This window comes from Colwellia sp. NW0002-52-1 (assembly GCF_057550865.1).
In genome coordinates this window covers 166,324-184,609 of sequence record NZ_BAAJLU010000008.1, presented here as the reverse complement: position 1 = coordinate 184,609, position 18,286 = coordinate 166,324, and the positions used below count along the sequence as shown (strand labels likewise).

11 protein-coding genes and 12 tRNA genes are annotated in these 18,286 nt (G+C 38.8%); 17 read left to right on the top strand and 6 right to left on the bottom strand.

The window, feature by feature from the left end:
• Positions 1–11: 11 nt before the first annotated feature.
• The 5 genes from AC27H3_RS10425 to AC27H3_RS10405 all read right to left on the bottom strand — a co-directional run bounded on the left by AC27H3_RS10425 (position 12) and on the right by AC27H3_RS10405 (position 2,344).
• Complete coding sequence (locus AC27H3_RS10425; RefSeq protein ID WP_487105973.1) at positions 12–1,475, bottom strand: sulfatase family protein; 1,464 nt, start codon at positions 1,473–1,475, stop codon at positions 12–14.
• A gap of 245 nt (positions 1,476–1,720) precedes the next feature.
• Positions 1,721–1,796 (bottom strand) — tRNA-Val (locus tag AC27H3_RS10420).
• Positions 1,797–1,941: 145 nt separating this feature from the next.
• Positions 1,942–2,017: transfer RNA gene (locus tag AC27H3_RS10415), tRNA-Val, on the bottom strand.
• 145 nt (positions 2,018–2,162) lie between these two features.
• Positions 2,163–2,238, bottom strand: a tRNA-Val gene (locus tag AC27H3_RS10410).
• 30 nt (positions 2,239–2,268) lie between these two features.
• Positions 2,269–2,344, bottom strand: a tRNA-Val gene (locus AC27H3_RS10405).
• A gap of 281 nt (positions 2,345–2,625) precedes the next feature.
• Here AC27H3_RS10405 and gltX point away from each other — a divergent pair.
• Complete coding sequence (gene gltX, locus AC27H3_RS10400) at positions 2,626–4,038, top strand: glutamate--tRNA ligase (protein WP_487105971.1); 1,413 nt, start codon at positions 2,626–2,628, stop codon at positions 4,036–4,038.
• Between the two features lie 667 nt (positions 4,039–4,705).
• Here gltX and fabA read toward each other — a convergent pair.
• On the bottom strand, positions 4,706–5,221 hold the full coding sequence (gene fabA, locus AC27H3_RS10395) for a bifunctional 3-hydroxydecanoyl-ACP dehydratase/trans-2-decenoyl-ACP isomerase (RefSeq protein WP_085304989.1): 516 nt from the start codon (positions 5,219–5,221) through the stop codon (positions 4,706–4,708).
• 176 nt (positions 5,222–5,397) lie between these two features.
• Here fabA and AC27H3_RS10390 point away from each other — a divergent pair, with 176 nt between their 5' ends.
• The 16 genes from AC27H3_RS10390 (at position 5,398) to AC27H3_RS10315 (ending at position 17,887) form a co-directional block, all read left to right on the top strand.
• On the top strand, positions 5,398–5,652 hold the full coding sequence (locus AC27H3_RS10390) for an anticodon-binding domain-containing protein (protein WP_198946919.1): 255 nt from the start codon (positions 5,398–5,400) through the stop codon (positions 5,650–5,652).
• Positions 5,653–5,799: 147 nt separating this feature from the next.
• The gene (uvrY, locus tag AC27H3_RS10385; RefSeq protein ID WP_085304985.1) at positions 5,800–6,444 is read left to right on the top strand and encodes a UvrY/SirA/GacA family response regulator transcription factor; all 645 of its coding nucleotides are present in this window, start codon (positions 5,800–5,802) and stop codon (positions 6,442–6,444) included.
• A 2-nt stretch (positions 6,445–6,446) separates the two neighbouring features.
• A complete protein-coding gene (gene uvrC, locus AC27H3_RS10380; protein ID WP_487105969.1) occupies positions 6,447–8,300 on the top strand; it encodes an excinuclease ABC subunit UvrC in 1,854 nt (617 codons plus the stop codon).
• Between the two features lie 65 nt (positions 8,301–8,365).
• Entirely contained in the window at positions 8,366–8,944 is a 579-nt protein-coding gene (gene pgsA, locus AC27H3_RS10375; RefSeq protein WP_101685963.1) for a CDP-diacylglycerol--glycerol-3-phosphate 3-phosphatidyltransferase, read from the top strand.
• 147 nt (positions 8,945–9,091) lie between these two features.
• Positions 9,092–9,167, top strand: a tRNA-Gly gene (locus tag AC27H3_RS10370).
• Positions 9,168–9,223: 56 nt separating this feature from the next.
• Positions 9,224–9,297: transfer RNA gene (locus AC27H3_RS10365), tRNA-Cys, on the top strand.
• A gap of 4 nt (positions 9,298–9,301) precedes the next feature.
• Positions 9,302–9,388, top strand: a tRNA-Leu gene (locus tag AC27H3_RS10360).
• Positions 9,389–9,451: 63 nt separating this feature from the next.
• Positions 9,452–9,527 (top strand) — tRNA-Gly (locus AC27H3_RS10355).
• Positions 9,528–9,577: 50 nt separating this feature from the next.
• Positions 9,578–9,653 (top strand) — tRNA-Gly (locus AC27H3_RS10350).
• A gap of 63 nt (positions 9,654–9,716) precedes the next feature.
• Positions 9,717–9,803 (top strand) — tRNA-Leu (locus AC27H3_RS10345).
• 42 nt (positions 9,804–9,845) lie between these two features.
• Positions 9,846–9,921, top strand: a tRNA-Gly gene (locus AC27H3_RS10340).
• Positions 9,922–9,999: 78 nt separating this feature from the next.
• Positions 10,000–10,086, top strand: a tRNA-Leu gene (locus AC27H3_RS10335).
• 721 nt (positions 10,087–10,807) lie between these two features.
• Positions 10,808–12,157: an MFS transporter gene (locus AC27H3_RS10330; protein WP_487105967.1), complete on the top strand. Its 1,350-nt coding sequence runs from the start codon at positions 10,808–10,810 to the stop codon at positions 12,155–12,157.
• A gap of 423 nt (positions 12,158–12,580) precedes the next feature.
• Positions 12,581–14,980, top strand: a complete 2,400-nt coding sequence (locus tag AC27H3_RS10325; protein ID WP_487105965.1) for a TonB-dependent receptor — start codon at positions 12,581–12,583, stop codon at positions 14,978–14,980.
• 116 nt (positions 14,981–15,096) lie between these two features.
• On the top strand, positions 15,097–17,067 hold the full coding sequence (locus AC27H3_RS10320) for a tetratricopeptide repeat-containing sulfotransferase family protein (protein WP_487105963.1): 1,971 nt from the start codon (positions 15,097–15,099) through the stop codon (positions 17,065–17,067).
• Between the two features lie 130 nt (positions 17,068–17,197).
• A complete protein-coding gene (locus AC27H3_RS10315) occupies positions 17,198–17,887 on the top strand; it encodes a glycerophosphodiester phosphodiesterase (protein ID WP_198946918.1) in 690 nt (229 codons plus the stop codon).
• The last annotated feature ends 399 nt before the right edge of the window (positions 17,888–18,286 follow it).

Genomic DNA, 18,286 nt, shown 5'->3' with positions numbered 1-18,286 from the left:
GTTAAATAAGGCTATTGCCATAAAGATTGGTTCATCAGGTTTTCGCTGTTGAAATTAGGCCTTGGCTGTTGCCAAATATTCTTCCCCGAGTGAGCAGGGTCGCTATATTTTTCAAAGAACGCATCCAGTTCAGTTGTCATCTTCAACACAATTGCTTTACGAGGGGGCTCAGTAATAAACCGCTCCTTCATGGGATGCGATAAATCGTACCAATGATCAATAACACTAGTGTCTTTTTTGTAATAACGTACCAGTTTCCATTGGCCATCAGTGATCATACGCGCATTGCCACGTTCAATTATTTGGTAGCGTTTCCAGTTTGTTACACGTTCTGCCATTAGTAAGGGCTTAATGGAACGACCTGGGCCTTGTACTTTAGTGAAACTTTTGTCGCCAGCAAAATCTAAAATTGTATTATGCAAATCGAGTAAATCAACAAATTCACCTCGTGATTGTTTGCCTTGAATAAGTGATTCTGGTCCGTAAACTATAAAAGGTATACGTATGGTTTCTTCATAAAAGTTATAAGGAAATGAAGCATTTGTTTTGCCATACAAACCGTATTGGCCCATTAATAAGCCATGATCAGAAACAAACGCAATAACGGTGTTTTTAAGTAAGTCACGCCCCTCCAAAGCATCCATAATATGACCCAGTTGTTCGTCAATAAGACTAATTGCTGCTAAGTATTGTGCTAGGGCTTCAGGATGGTTCTTGGGTACTGAGGAATAATTACTGCCAAGCATAAGGTCAGAATTACCACCGTCGCGGATCATCTCAAGTGCAATAGGTCGGTAATGACTTACAAGCCGCTCTGGAAGGTCTTCAAAAGGAGCGTGGGGTTCAACGTAATTTAAGTTAATAAAAAAAGGTTTGCTATTTTCTTGGTCGATAAAGTTAATCGCTTCAGCGGTTAAAAACCTTGCTTGTACCCCCGTATATTCAACAGGTTTACCGTTTTGTGAAAAAGAAACATTACCACGGTGTTGATATTGGTTTTTCCAACCTACTTTTAACGCATCGTAACTTAACCAGTGATCAAAACCTGCCACGGGCTTTGGGCTTGCTTCATTAGCGTGCCATTTACCAAATAATGCAGTGCGATAGCCATTCTCTTGTAATCGCTCACCCAGAAATTTTTCTCCCACCAACCACTTATTGTCGTAGTCTTTACCCTCAGATAAAAAATCGTAAACACCATGTTGTGAGGGCATTTTACCGGTATGAAAACTCGCTCTAGCTGCCGAACAAACAGGCGCTGGCGTCATAGCGTTGTCGAATATCACACCTTGTTCGGCTAAGTAATCTAAGTTAGGCGTTTTCATGCGTTTTTCGTATGCACCTAGCGCCCATTGGCCATGATCATCAGTCATAATGACAATAATGTTAGGCTTTTCAAATACTGGCTTTTGTTCGGTTGCATAACTTAAGTTGATGAATAACAATAAACTCAAAGAAAATAAATATTTAAACACGTGAAAACCCTATTTAAGTCGAATTAGCACAAAACTAGCATTTATTATGTATTAGGTACATCGTTAGTTAAGCCGAGTAATTTTAATTGAAAAGAAAAATTTAGTTATTTCAGAATTTTTATAAGCGTGTGACTTAATATTTTTAGTTTTAAATAAATTTTCTGGAGGATACTGGACATGAATTAGTTATTCGGCGCTGGTGATAAAGAGGAGAAGGTGTTTTAACTTTTTATTAAAAATAAAAGTGGTGGACGATACTGGGCTTGAACCAGTGACCCCCGCCTTGTAAGGGCGGTGCTCTCCCAACTGAGCTAATCGTCCATTTTTATTTTATACTTCTTTATGGAAAAGAAGTGGTTGACTATACTGATATTTAACCAGTGATTCGGCGTGGGTGATAAAGAGTAGAAGGTGTTGATCTTATTTCTTACTCAACGCTAAATTGTCTACCTCACTTCAAAAGAAGTGGTGGACGATACTGGGCTTGAACCAGTGACCCCCGCCTTGTAAGGGCGGTGCTCTCCCAACTGAGCTAATCGTCCATTTTTATTTTATACTTCTTTATGGAACAGAAGTGGTGGACGATACTGGGTTTTAACCAGTGATTCGGCGCGGGTGATAAAGAGTAGAAGGTGTTGACCTTATTTCTTTCTCAACGCTAAATTGTCTACCTCACTTCAAAAGAAGTGGTGGACGATACTGGGCTTGAACCAGTGACCCCCGCCTTGTAAGGGCGGTGCTCTCCCAACTGAGCTAATCGTCCGATCTATCTTATTCTTTATTTCCAGAGAAGTGGTGGACGATACTGGGCTTGAACCAGTGACCCCCGCCTTGTAAGGGCGGTGCTCTCCCAACTGAGCTAATCGTCCTTCTCTGTGGGGGCGTATTATAGGGAGATCGAAAAAGCTGTCAACCAAAAGTCGGTAATTTTTTATGTTTTTTTTAACTATTTAGCTCGAACGCTTTAAAATTCGACAGAGTGGTGGTTTTGTGTGCTTTATTTTCAATTTTCGAGGTAGCACATTAATAAATTTAACATGTGAAAGGTGTATTTCCTGCGTGTGCCTGATAAAATGCCGACAACTTTTTTAATAACCTTTGTTTAATTTATTTACTTACTTAAATAAGGGTATACATCATTGAGATCTTTATGACTTTAACAACTCGATTTGCGCCAAGCCCAACAGGATATTTACATGTTGGCGGTGCACGTACTGCTTTATATAGTTGGCTTTATGCGCAAAAGAATGGCGGAGATTTTATTCTTAGAATAGAAGACACTGATTTAGAGCGTTCAACCCAAGCTTCTGTAGATGCGATTATGGACGGTATGAATTGGTTAGACTTACCTTGGACTCATGGCCCATACTTTCAAACTGAACGTTTTGACCGTTATAAAGAAGTGATTGAACAACTTCTTGCTTCTGGCAATGCTTATCGTTGTTATAGTACTGCTGAAGAAGTTGATGCTATGCGTGAGGAAGCTAAAGCCAAAGGTGAAATTGAGAAATACAATGGTTTGTGGCGTGACCGTTCTGATTACCCTGAAGATAAACCTTACGTTATTCGTTTTAAGAACCCATTAAATGGCGATGTTGTTATTAAAGATATGGTAAAAGGTGACATTACTATTAGTAATGAGCAACTTGACGATTTAATAATTGCACGTTCTGATGGTACACCTACTTATAACTTAACTGTTGTGGTTGACGATTGGGATATGAAAGTTACTCATGTTGTGCGCGGTGACGACCATATTAGTAACACACCAAAACAAATTAATATTTTAATCGCCTTAGGCGCAACTGTACCTGAATATGCTCATATTCCTATGATATTAGGTGATGACGGCAAACGTTTATCTAAACGTCATGGTGCAGTTAGCGTAATGCAATATCGTGATGACGGTTATTTACCAGAAGCGCTTCTTAATTACTTAGTGCGTTTAGGTTGGTCACATGGCGATAAAGAAATATTCTCTCGTGAAGAAATGATTGAATTATTTGACCTGAAAGATTGTAATCGTGCTGCTTCTGGTTTTAACACAGATAAACTTATTTGGGTTAATCAGCATTATATGAAAACACTAGATCCTGTTTATGTTGCTACTCACCTAGAATGGCATATGAAAGCACAGGGCATTAGCATTGAAAATGGTCCTGCACTTGCTGAAATAGTTAAAATACAGGCAGATCGTGTTAAAACTTTAAAAGAAATGGCAGAAATTAGCCGTTACTTCTATGAAGATTTTACTGAACTTGAAGCCAGTGCTGTTAAAAAACACTTACGTCCAGTAGTTAAAGCGCCATTGTTGTTAGTAAAAGAGAAGTTAGCTGCCTTAACTAATTGGTCACCAGCACCAATTCATGCCGCAATTAATGATACGGCGACTGAACTTGAAGTCGGTATGGGTAAAGTCGGTATGCCTTTACGTGTTGCTGCAACTGGTGGTGGTAATTCTCCTTCATTAGATATTACTTTAGCGTTGTTAGATCAACAAAAAGTATTAGCTAGAATTGATCAAGCGATTGCTGTTGTAGACGAGCGTATCGCCAATAGTTAATCTATATCGCTATTATGTTGTAAATATTGGATGAACAAAAGCCAGCGTAACTGCTGGCTTTTTCGTTTTCGCGCTATTGTGTTAGAAGTTAAGTGATTAAGTGGTTCTACCATTGAGTACTCTTTGTATTTAAAAAATTAAGAGCTTAAGGGATTAAGGGATTAAGGGCTTCTACCACCGAGGCGCTTTGCGCTACACCGAGAAGTGATTAGTGATAAAGGACTTTTATTGTAAGACCTTACTTTAATGTTTTTTACTCTTCTCAGTGTAGGACGAAGTCCCTCGGTGCCTCGGTGGTGAAATGTTTTGTTGTGTCTATTTTTTTATATTTTTTACTACTGAGTTCTTTGTTTAGTATGTGATCAAGAGATTAAGGGCTTCTACCTCCGAGGCACCGAGACGCTGAGCGCTACACCGAGAAATGATTAGTGATAAGAAAAGTTAATATGGGTAAGATCTTACTTTAAGGTTCTTTGCTCTTCTCGGGGTAGGACGAAGTCCCTCGGTGATTCGGTGGTAAAATGTTTTTGCTGTGTTTTTAGCTTTGTGCTCTAACTAATGGGTACTCTACGTTTATTAAGATTAATTACCCGATAATTAGAAACACAAAAGCCAGCGTGAATGCTGGCTTTTTATGTTTAATAAAAAAAACTAGGTTAGCTCTTCATTAAAATTTAGTGGTATCAGTAAATAAACCCACTTTTAAATCTTTAGCTGTATAAATTACACGGCCATCTACAGATACAGTGCCGTCAGCAATGCCCATAAAGAGTTTACGCTTAATTACGCGCTTTAGCGTAATTTTATAAGTTACTTTTTTCGCTGTTGGTAGAATTTGGCCAGTGAATTTAACTTCTCCTACGCCTAAAGCACGTCCGTGACCTGGACCACCTGACCATGCTAGAAAGAAACCGGTTAATTGCCACATAGCATCTAAGCCTAAACAACCTGGCATTACTGGGTCGCCTTTAAAGTGACAATCGAAAAACCACAGATCCGGGGTTATATCTAATTCGGCAATAATTTCGCCTTTGCCATGTTCACCGCCATCATCGTTTATGCTAATAATTCTATCCATCATTAACATATTGTCAGAAGGTAACTGGCTGTTGCCAGGGCCAAACATTTCACCAGTACCTGCTTTTACTAGGTCTTCTTTCGAGAACGAGTTTTGTTGTTCCATGTGATCACTTAAATTTATTAATAATTTCAAAGCCGTTACTTTAGCGAACACTTGTACGCTAAACAACTCCGAACAGTTAAATAAATCTATATTTTACTTAACAAAGCCGATTAAATTTGCCAGAATTAGTTATGCGTAACCGGTAACGTTTTAAAATGAAATTAGGTAAGTAATTGATGGATAATAAAAAGAAAGCACTAACTAATGCAGAAAAACAAAAGCGTTATCGTGAGCGACAAAAAGACAAAGGTAAAAAAGAAATGCGCGGTTATCTTTCGCCAGAAGCTCAAAAATGCTACGAATTGATTGCAGAACAAACAAAATGGAACGACAGTATTATTTTAAGTAATGCCGTGCGTTTAACTTACGCAGCATATAAAAATGGCCAAATTGGCTTATTAAATAACTGGCTAAATAAAAACGACCTGTAGTTCTTGTTATAAAAATCAGCATTTGTGCGCTTTGTGTACTAAATTAATAGTTGGGCTCGAATTTTGATTGTGTTAACAGCTTAATCGCTATATTATTTTGTCTTTACTCCGCTACTTTTTATAAAGTATTCATAAGGTAAACTTGCTTTGATAAATGTTTTGTTAGTTGATGACCACGAGTTGGTTCGTACTGGAATACGAAAAATCCTAGACGAAGTAAAAGGACTTAAGGTGATTGGTGAAGCCAAAACAGGCGAGGAAGCCGTTCAGTTTTGTCGTAAAGTCGAACCTAACGTGGTTCTGATGGATATGAACATGCCAGGCATTGGTGGTTTAGAAGCCACGAAAAAAATTATCCGTTATGCGCCTGACGTTAAAGTGATTGTATTAACTGTTTATTGTGAAGACCCAATTCCCACCAAAGTTATGCAAATTGGTGCGGCAGGCTACTTAACTAAAGGTGCTGGCCCAGACGAAATGATCAACGCTATTCGTGCTGTTAACAGCGGTCAGCGTTATATAACACCAGAAATTGCTCAGCAAATGGCGTTAAGCCAATTTAAATCACCCGACGAAAATCCTTTTAGTAGTTTGTCTGAGCGTGAGCTACAAATAATGCTAATGATAACGCGAGGCGAAAAAGTGCCGAATATTTCTGAGCAATTAGTGTTGAGTACAAAAACGATTAACAGTTATCGCTACCGCATGTTTGAAAAACTGAACGTGGGTAATGACGTTGAATTAACACATTTAGCAATTCGTCATGGCATGTTAAAAACTGAAGTTTTGTAGCATTGTCTGACCAAACCTTACCAAATGATGAAACATTATTTGATCATAAAGCCTTTTTAGCCGCAGTTTCTGAACAAGCAGGGGTTTATCGTATGTACGATATAACCCAAACTGTTATTTATGTCGGTAAAGCTAAGCAGTTAAAAAAACGTTTAGCGAGTTATTTTCGAAAAGATGTTGGCAGCAATAAAACCCGCGCTTTAGTAAAACAAATTTCAGCGATAGACGTTACCGTGACCCATACGGAAGGCGAAGCGCTGATACTTGAAAATAATTATATTAAGAAATACCAACCCAAATATAATATTTTACTGCGCGATGATAAATCTTATCCTTATTTGTTGATCACCGATCACAAACATCCAAAATTAGGTCTGCATCGCGGTGGTAAAAAAGTTAAGGGAGATTACTTCGGGCCTTATCCTACTGTAGGTGCAGTTTGGGAAAGCTTGCGTCTTATGCAAAAGCTCTTTCCATTACGTCAATGTGAAGACAGTTATTACCGCGCCCGTAGTCGACCATGTTTACAGTATCAACTCGGTCGATGTTCAGCGCCTTGCGTAGATAAAATATCGCCTGAAGATTATCAAAAGCAGGTTCAGTTAGCGAAACTGTTTCTTAAAGGGAAAAGCTCAAAAGTTATTGAGCACCTAGTTGAGAACATGGAAAACGCTAGCAAAACTCTACATTTCGAATTGGCGGCAAAATATAGAGATCAAATATCGACATTACGTAAAGTGCAGCAACAACAATTTGTGAGTGGTTCTGCCGCAGAAATGGACGTAATAGGGCTTCATCGTCATAAATCTCAAGCTTGTATTCATTTATTATTTATTCGTGATCATAAAATATTAGGCAGTAAAAGTTATTTCCCCACTGTGCCTGTTGATACGAGCGATGCTGAGATAATTGCCGCGTTTATTAGTCAGCATTATATTGGTAATGATCTTAATTTAGGCGCTGTTCCTAAAGAAATTATTATTCCTGAGGCGATTGAAAGCCAAGAAGACATAATACGAGTGATTATAGAACAGGCAGAGCATGATGTTAAAATGTCGCATAATGTTCGCACTGAACGTGCCCAGTATCTGAAGTTGGCTTGCACCAATGCGGCGACGGCATTAATGACACGAAACTCTCATAAAGAATCCATGCAAGCTCGATTTTCAGCATTGAATGAAGTCTTTGAGCTACCTAATGGCATATCTCGTATTGAATGCTTTGATATTAGCCATACCATGGGACAACAAACTGTGGCGTCGAATGTCGTGTTTAATCAAGAAGGCCCATTAAAAAGTGATTACCGGCGTTATAACGTGCATGGCATTACTCCTGGCGATGATTATGCGGCTATGGCCTTTGCATTAGATAAACGCTACAGCAAAGTGACCAGTGAAGAGAAAATGCCTGACATTATTTTTATTGATGGCGGAAAAGGGCAGTTAGCCAAAGCAGAAGATTTTTTTGCTGGCGTTGATAGAGTAAAAACACCTTTATTAGTAGGGGTTGCCAAAGGCGAGTCGAGAAAACCAGGCCTTGAAACCCTAATTTTAGCTGGCAGTCATCAGTTAATATCTTTACCAGCTACATCGCCAGCTTTGCATCTAGTGCAACATATACGTGACGAATCGCATCGCTTTGCAATAACCGGGCATAGAGCTAAGCGACAAAAAGTAAGTAAAAAATCAACCTTAGAGAGTATTCCGGGTATTGGCGCTAAAAAAAGGCAGGCGCTTTTACAGTATTTAGGTGGCTTACAAGAAGTTTTAAAAGCTGATAGGGCCACCTTAGAAAAAGTACCCGGTGTAAGTAAAGTATTAGCAGAAAATATTTATGACGCCTTGCATGACAATTAACACGTGATCTGTGTAAAATGTCTGTAAATCTTGCTCAGTTACCGATAAGAATATAAAAACATATTATGTGGACCATCCCCAATCAAATTACTTTATTTAGAATTGTTTTAATCCCCGTTTTTATCGTGGTGTTTTATTTACCCGTTTCGTGGAACCATTTTGGCGCTTTTGTGGTCTTTTGGTTTGCTGCTATAAGTGACGCACTTGACGGCTATTTGGCACGAAAGTTAAATCAATCATCAGCATTTGGTGCTTTTATTGACCCTGTAGCAGATAAACTCATGGTGGTTGCTGCGTTAGTTATTCTCATTCAAGACTTACAAGTATGGTGGATTTCTGTTTCGGCTATTTTAATGATTGCGCGCGAAATATTTATAAGTGCACTGCGTGAATTCATGTCTTCTCGTGGAAAAAGAGAAATAATTGCTGTTTCACAACTAGGTAAATATAAAACCGCGGCGCAAATGTTAGGCATTATGGGATTAATTTGGTATCCAACTTACGATATCCCACTAATTTTATTTGAATTTCCGCATGAAATATTACTTTTTGCGGCATATAGTTTTTATGCACTTGCTACAGTGCTTACTTTTTGGTCTATGGTGGTTTACTTTAAAGCCGCTTGGCCAGAGTTAAATAAGTAGTTTGTGATAAATAACCGTGATTTTAGTTAAAAAAACACCATATTAGTCGCTTTTTGAGCAGTCAAAATAAAATTGATATTAAAGGGTTGACTCATCAGTTTTTCAATGTAGAATGCGTTTCCAGTTGACAGGGAGTCAGCAGATGAAGCGGCTGTAGCTCAGCTGGTAGAGCATCACGTTGCCAACGTGAATGTCACGAGTTCGAGTCTCGTTAGCCGCTCCAATTCTCTTTAAGAGAAAAATTCAAGGAATACTACCTTACTCGTAGTTAATGAGATTGGCGGGTTGGCAGAGTGGCCATGCACCGGATTGCAAATCCGATTACCTCGGTTCGACTCCGGGACCCGCCTCCACATTGCCCGGGTGGTGGAATTGGTAGACACAAGGGATTTAAAATCCCTCGCTTGTAAGAGCGTGCCGGTTCAAGTCCGGCCCCGGGTACCATTTCATTAATGCAGTAGGGGTGTTAATACATATTGGCATATGTATAGATAGTTTTAAAATGAAGCGGCTGTAGCTCAGCTGGTAGAGCATCACGTTGCCAACGTGAATGTCACGAGTTCGAGTCTCGTTAGCCGCTCCAAATTTTAAAACATGTGTGAAAGCTTTTTTAATATAAACTAGCTCTATGAAGCGGCTGTAGCTCAGCTGGTAGAGCATCACGTTGCCAACGTGAATGTCACGAGTTCGAGTCTCGTTAGCCGCTCCAATTTCGATAGTTTTTACTATCAAGTAGGGAACCAATCTCTACTATAAAAAAATACTTCTCGTTGCCCGGGTGGTGGAATTGGTAGACACAAGGGATTTAAAATCCCTCGCTTGTAAGAGCGTGCCGGTTCAAGTCCGGCCCCGGGTACCATTACTGAATATTTCAGTAAGTAGTATAAAGTTTTTCTACGAAGCGGCTGTAGCTCAGCTGGTAGAGCATCACGTTGCCAACGTGAATGTCACGAGTTCGAGTCTCGTTAGCCGCTCCAATTTTTTTAAGTTTTATTGTTGATGTTTTTCAATAAAACAACGTAGTTACCAAGATTACGTTAAAAATGCTCCTCGTTGCCCGGGTGGTGGAATTGGTAGACACAAGGGATTTAAAATCCCTCGCTTGTAAGAGCGTGCCGGTTCAAGTCCGGCCCCGGGTACCATCTTTATATTGAAATATCTATTCAGTAAATCCAAAACTTTTGTAACTCCATTTCTCTAAAAGTCTTTATCAATTACAATTTTATTTAAATAACTCTCTAGCGATAACTACAGACTAATACCAATTGATATAAACAATCGATCATTCTAAAGCGTTTTAAATATCCAGTATCTACGTTGCTTTCAATCCTAATAGCCTGCTATTGCTCGACAATATGCTCCTGCATTGCTCTAATGACTTACATCCATGTAAGAATCAATCAAGCGCCTTGCTACTGAAAATTTATCCTCGTTTAAAATTGATCGATTGTTTATATCAATTGGTATTATTTACTGGTTTAGATCAATGTAAGCATCAATCACATATTTTGAACTCAACGATGGTTTTAGTGAATTTGTTATAATATTTGGATAAAAATTTAACCGTATTGTTGGTTTACAAAATTTTAATTTATTTCCACCGCCCACGGAATTTTTATACATTACGGATACTCAGAATAGAATTTTTTTAAGTAATATTTATTTAACAAAAATTTAACTTATAGAAGTTTCCTTATTTTGGTTAAGTTTAGTATCATCTAGCGCTGACTGTTTATGCGTAATTTAACGTAAGCTAATGAGTAACATACCTCGTTTAAACAATAACAATAACAATTAACCCCAAAAGAACCCTAGCTTTATAGAAGCCTAGTCAACTATATTGCAACCGTTCACAGAGAAATTATGTCTATTCGACCTCCACAACAATTAAATATTTTAATCGCCATGTATCTTGGTTATGCCGCCATGATGATCTGCCGCCAAATGATTACTATTTTAAGTCCGGCTATGCTTGCTGACGATACTTTAGGCTTAACAAAAACTAATATCGGTGATTTCGCCGCTTATGGCACCTTAGGTGCGCTGGTTGGAAAGCTCATTTGGGGACCTCTTGCTGATAAAATTGGCGGGCGCTTTACTTTTTTAATCGGTATTTTCCTTACTGCGCTGTTTGTTATAGCTTTTGGACTTTCGCCTAATGTAATGGCTTTCACCGGGTTTTCATTTCTACTTTATTGTACAAAGTCTTCAGGCTGGCCTGGTATGACTAAGTTGGTTGGAGAATGGTATCACCCGCATCATTACGGACGAGTGTGGAGCATTATTTCTACCAGTTCTAGATTTAGTGTAGTGTTAGCTACACTATTTTTCGGTTGGTTGCTGAGTTTTATGCATTGGCGAACTGTAGCCTTTATCGCTGCGGCTTTTGCACTCGTTATTTTTATTGGCTGTTATTTTTTCTTGAAGGAGAAGCCGGAAAATCCTAATTTTTTCAGAGACAATGAAAGTAATAATACCGATACTAGTGAAGAAGGAATCGCGTTGGCTATAGCATCAAAACAAGCGATTGATAACAAATACAACCATCCGCTAAATGGCACTAGCATGATGGGTGGTATGTTGGCATTTGTGAAAAGCCCAAGAGTTTGGTTGGTAGTACTCATGTTAATGATGCTTACTTGTATGATGGCCTTTTTAGACTTTGTGTCGGTTTATCTGATGGAAACGTATCAATTATCACCATCGCAGGCAGCAATGGCCTCTACTATATTCCCCATAGGTTCTTTGGTTGGGCTGTTAGCTTCTATAGCATTTTATGACCGTTTTTCAAAAAAGGGGATCCGTACTGTATTGACTATAGCAATGACGCTTAGTTTATTAAGTGTACTTACCTTGAAATACCTATATTGGTTTAATTTGAGTGTTGAAGTTAATTACTTTGTGGCGCTAGGCGCAATATTCTTGTTTGCCTTTTCAATTTCTCCAGCTTATTACTTGCCGATGTCAATATTTTCTATCGAATACGGTGGGCCGCATAGTGCAAAGTTGGTGAGTTTGATTGATGCTTTCGGTTTTGCAGCAAGTGCAATGTTTGCTTTTATCGGGGGAAGATTGGCAGATAGTGTGGGTGGCTGGTCTAGCTTTATGAACATGCTGATATTAATTTCTTCTGTTGGCATTATCTCAGTTTGGGCATTTATGCATGCTGAATATAAAGCGGCAAAATTAGGAGAAGCTTTACTTAAACGTTAATTAAGCGTTAATGACCTAAAATTTTTAGTGCCTTTAAATATTTAGTCACTATTCGCTGAAGTAATTTTGTTAAACTGTTCAACAAGAACTTCAGCTAAATAGGCGTTTTTCACCGAAGATTGCAGTTTATTTTGCCTATATTCAGTAATCTTTTAAATATTGTAGTATGCTGTAGCGTAAAATTACTATCGTATAAAGTCATGAAACTATAAGACAGAAAATGTTATGCGACTGCCGTTATCTATTTATTTGTAACGGTATGTCGTGAAGAGGTAGGAGGTAATAGATAAAGGGATGTTGTTGTCGATAAATGCTTTGCATCAAAATCAATATATTAATTTCCCTAGCGCCAATTAAAGCTCACTACGTCGTATGAAGATAATCAACCAAGATAATCAACCAAGATAATAAAAGAGGATACACATGTATCAAATAAACCGACCGGTTAAAACAGCATTGACTATGGCGATAACACTCGCATTATGCAATGGCAACGTACAAGCTCAAGAAAATAGTAATCTAGAAAAAAAAGAAGTTGAGACTGAACGTCAAATTGAAACTATTGTCGTTACTTCCACTCGAAGATCAGAGAATCAACAAACGGTACCACTCGCTGTACAAACAATGAGTGGTGCAAAACTTCAAGCGTTAGGTGTTGATAGCTTTGGCGATTACATCGCAATGCTACCAGGTGTAAGCTCTGAAGGCCAAGGACCAGGTAAACAAGAAACATATATCCGTGGTGTATCGGCAGGTCGTGCCGATGTTAGACTTGCCGGCATTGGTGGCGAACCAAGTGTTGCCACTTATCTTGATGAAGCACCAGTAACTACACCCGGTCGTAATATAGATTTATATGCAGTTGATTTGCAACGCATTGAAGTGTTAAAAGGCCCTCAAGGCACATTATTTGGTGCCAGCTCACAAGCGGGTACTGTGCGCCTTATTACGAATAAACCAGTATTGGACGAATTTAGAGCTGGTGGTCAAATAGGTATGTCATCTACTAAGAGCGGTGGCATAAGTAATAAATCTGAAGGTTATATTAATGTTCCTATTGTAGACGATAAATTTGCAATTCGTGTTGCTGCTTATAACTCTACAGATGCTGGCTTCATAGATAATCCTCTTGCCACGACGCAATTACCATTGACTAATCCAGCGTTGGGTGGAAGTGTACCTTCGTCTCGACAGGAAGTAAGTAACGCCACGCTTGCAAAAGACGATTACAATGAAGCGACATACCGCGGCATGAGAGTCAGTGCATTATGGCAAATCAATAACGAATGGGATTTGTTAGTACAGCACACAAGTCAACAGCTAGATACCGAAGGCTCTTTCGAATACGATCCCACTATTAGTTCTGAAGATGACTTAAATGTTTCGACTTTCTCTCCTACTGACGGCGATGACAAGGTAGACCTGACACAATGGACTGTGAATGGCATGCTTGGTGGACTAGAAGTTATCTATAATGGCTCATTCACCAGCCGAACTTTCCAAGGTAATACAGATTATACCGCTTATATTGAAATAGGCCCTTTTGTTCCTTACTACATTTGTAGTTACCCAGGTTATGATGAATGTTTTAGTCCTGTGATGACGACTTCTGAACAATTTGAAACGGAACGTAGCGTGCACGAAATTCGTGTTGCAACAAATGCTAATGATCGTTTTAGAGCGATTGGTGGTGTGTTTTATGATGATCAACAACTTAACACTTTAACCGATTTTAACTATGCTGGCTCTATTGCAGCTGGTTTCTCGCCAAACTTTCCGATACCAGGCGCTTTCACTAATACAGACGGCAGTGCTCGACCTGCCGGCGTAACCTACTTCAATGATTACCAAGCAGATCGTGAAGAGATATCAGTATTTGGTGAACTTGCTTATGATGTTACTGAAGATGTAACCGTAACAGTTGGTGCCCGTCGCTATGACATTGAAATGGGCTTAATGGGGCAATCGCCTTTTGGCCAACGAGCGTCTGGACCAGAAGCTGATGCTGGAACAAATGTAGATTCAAGATTAGAAGGTTTGACTCCTTCAACCATATCAGGAACCATTTACAAAGCGAATATCCGCTGGAAAATGAATGCTGATGCAATGTTCTACGCTACGTATTCTGAAGGCTTTAGAGGCGGCGGATTTAACCGCTCAGTTGGTACTGGCGGGATCCCGGCTACGTTTGATACCGATGATGTAGTCAGTGTTGAATTAGGTTGGAAAACCGCATGGCTAAATAACACATTACGCTTTAACGGCGCTATATATAATGTTGACTTTACTGATATGCAACAAGGTGTTCTTGATCTGAGTATCGCCAATAACTCATTCTTCGACAATGTTGGATCGGCCGAAATCAATGGTTTAGAGTTTGAACTTAACTGGGCTGCAACCGATAACGTTGATGTTTTTGGTTCATTTAGTTATATCGATTCAGAATTGACTGATATTCCAAATACACTGGTGAATATTACACCTGTAGGCTCAAACCTTCCTTACGCACCTGAAACTGAAGGCGTTATAGGCGCAAGTTACTACCAAGAAATAGGTGATTTTTCTGCTGTGTTTCAAGGTATATTTAAGTGGACAGACTCACGATTTAATAGCCTAGTTGAAGCTGATCGCGTTGAGTTACCGTCATATACTCAAGTTAATTTGTCAGCTTCTATTGGTAAAGATGACTGGAAAGCAACGCTCTTTATTGACAATGCTACAGACTCGCTTGGGCAAGTTGCAGCAGGTTCAGCCGATAATGTATATAGGGTTTCGCCAACAAGACCTCGTACTATTGGTTTTAGAATAAGCTATGATTATTAGCATTTTAAGATAATTTAAAATGCGTAAGGGTCGGCGTTTAATCATGTCGACCCTTCTTACTTTTTGACCTCTATAGATAATATCAGCTGTATCTTAATATTTACTGAGACATTATTTTGCCAAATAAATTGATCCCACCTGAACAAACGATTAAAGAGTGCCAGCGCTTAATTAGTAAAGGTCACTTAAACGAAGCGTCTGAAACTCTTCATAAAATGCTATTAATAAATCCTGGGCACATTGAAGGGATTTATTGTCTTGCCGTTTGTCAGCGTAAACAAAAAAATTATAGCCAAGCGATGGAAAACCTTGACCAAATTCTGTTAAAAGTACCGGATCATGGTAGGGCTCATCAAGAGCAGGGGTATATTCACAAAGCGCTAGGGAATACCTCTAAAGCCATTACCGCACTTGAAAAGGCGGTTAGCTTAAATCCTGCTTTGTTTGGAAGTTGGCGAGTACTGGCTGATGAACCAGGCTATCCTATGCGACAGGAAGCTAAGAACCGAGTTGATTGGCTTTCTAGCCTACCGCCTGCATTAGTCTCTGTTTCTAGCCTAATACACCAAAAACAATTACACCGTGCAGAATGGCTTTGTCGTCATTTTCTCAAAGAGAACCCACATCAACCAGAAGCTATGCGGCTACTGGCTGAATTAGGGACAAAGTTTCAAATTCTTGACGACGCAGAATTCTTATTAGCCAGCTGTTTAGAGTTTGAACCAAACTTTAAAAGGGCCCGTTTGGACTATGTGCATGTGCTGCATAAGCGCCAAAAATTTCATAAGGCACTTGAACAAGCCAAAATTTTGTTAGATTCAGACCCAGAAAATTCAACGTTCAAAATTGGCTTTGGTAATGCTCAACAAGCAACGGGAGATTTTGAAGGGGCTATCAACACCTTTGAAAGTGTATTGCTAAATAACGAAGATAATTATTCAATATATTTAACACTTGGCCATGCCTTAAAAACAATGGGCCGTGTTGAAGATGCAATTAAAGCATATCGCAAAAGCTATACAATCAAACCAGACTTTGGCGATGCGTTCTGGAGTTTGGCTAATTTAAAAACTTATCGATTTTCAGCAGATGAACGTGAACAAATGCGGTCTCAGGAAGCAAGCGCTACAATAGCTATAAACGATAAAATTCACTTTTGCTTTGCACTTGGCAAAGACTTAGAAGACAGTGGGCGTTTTGACGAAGCGTTTTCTTTTTACCATCGCGGCAATAAGCTTAAAAGTGAGCAAGACCGGTTTGATCGTAAATCTCTAGAGGCATCGTTTGAATTTCAGAAAAATAATTTTGATGCCGAATTTTTCAATCGAAATAAATCGGCCGGTTGTCTTGCCCCAGATCCTATATTTATAGTCGGACTACCAAGAGCGGGTTCAACACTTTTGGAACAAATACTTTCTTCTCATTCACAAGTTGACGGAACAATGGAGTTGGCCAATATTATTGGTTTAGCACACCGCTTGAATGGGCGACAAGCCACACAGGACAACCCCAAATATCCGAGTATTTTAAACAATATTTCCGCTGATGATTTAACTAAAATGGGCGAGTTGTATATCGAAGAAACCCAGCATCATCGCCAGGGTGCCATGTATTTTATCGACAAAATGCCAAATAATTTTCGACATATTGCCCTTATCAACCTCATTTTGCCTAACGCCAAAATTATTGATGCAAGGCGCGACCCTTTTTCTTGTTGTTTTAGTGGTTTTAAACAGTTGTTTGGTGAGGGTCAACAGTTTTCCTATAGTCTTGAAGATATTGGACATTATTATCGCAGTTATGTTGAGCTTATGGATCATTGGGATAAAGAATTGCCAGGCAAAATTTTACGAGTGCAGTATGAGGATGTGGTTGCGGATCTTGAAACTCAGGTTCGGCGCATATTAGATTATTGTGGGCTTCCTTTTGAACAGACTTGTATTGATTTTCATCGAAATAAGCGTGCTGTTCGCACACCGAGTTCGGAGCAGGTACGACAACCCATTTATCAAAGTGGCCTTGAACAATGGCGCAACTATGAATCACATCTAGAGCCACTAAAAAAAGCATTAAAACAATTGTCTTAAATCATTTAAAACTGCTTATGCTTGTTCAATAGGTGGGTATTGATATAACGCTGTGTTGATTTAACTGTGGGCAAGCTAATAGTGTTAATTGCGCTAATAATTCTAATATAGAAACAAATAGGAATAAATTTTGGATAAAAAGATACTAAAAATAGGGCATCGTGGCGCAATGGGACATGAACCTGAAAACACGTTAAGATCTTTTAAAAAAGCATTAGCGTTAAATGTTGATGCGATAGAATTAGATGTATATGTATGTAAAACAGGCGAACTTGTTGTAATACATGACGATAAAATAGACAGAACTACGAATGGCACAGGGTATACCGAAGATAAAACTTTTACAGAGTTAAGACAACTAGATGCGGGTAAAGGTGAGTTAATTCCTACACTTGAAGAAGTATTGGATCTTGTTGATAAAAGGGTGATCGTCAATATTGAGCTAAAGGGAAGAAACACAGCAGTTGCAACGTATCAAATAATAGATAAATACATAAAAAACCACGGCTGGAACGAGCTTGATTTTATGGTTTCTTCATTTGATCACCCTGAATTAAATAAATTTAAACACTTGTGTCCTCAAATTCCTATTGGTGCTTTACTTGAAGGTATTCCGCTTACTTATGCTGAATGTGCCGTTCAACTTAATGCTCAATCTATCAACTTAAGTATAGACTTCGTTAACCAAGACTTTGTGAATGATGCACATGACAAAGGTCTAAAAGTTTATGTTTATACGGTGAATGACAGTGATGATATTGCCAAAATAAAAAACCTAAACGTAGATGGTATTTTTGGTAACTTTCCCGAAAGGCTCTAATTAAGATAAGTTACATGTGATATTAAATCTACCAATAGGGCGGTCTCAGGGATTAGTTGTTTCAATAAAACAATATTGCGCAGCGCTGAAAGACTAACATCACGACAATTGAAATATGTATTCAACGAATCATCTTACATTATGCCATTTACAGCAACCGACTGTAGCATTAACTAAGTTAACTAAATCAAATAAGCTTGGTACCTTTATTTAATGCTTTCAATTAATTAGTAACCACAAAATAGAACTTTATAGCAATTTTAAATCTACAGCTTGGCCGTTTTGAATAGAAATCGGCAGGGACTTACTTGCATGGAATAGTGTGCTGCCTTTAGAACGGATTTAGGCAGCACCGTTAGTTAATTGCATGTTTTAGCAGATTAAACCAACTTCAAACGG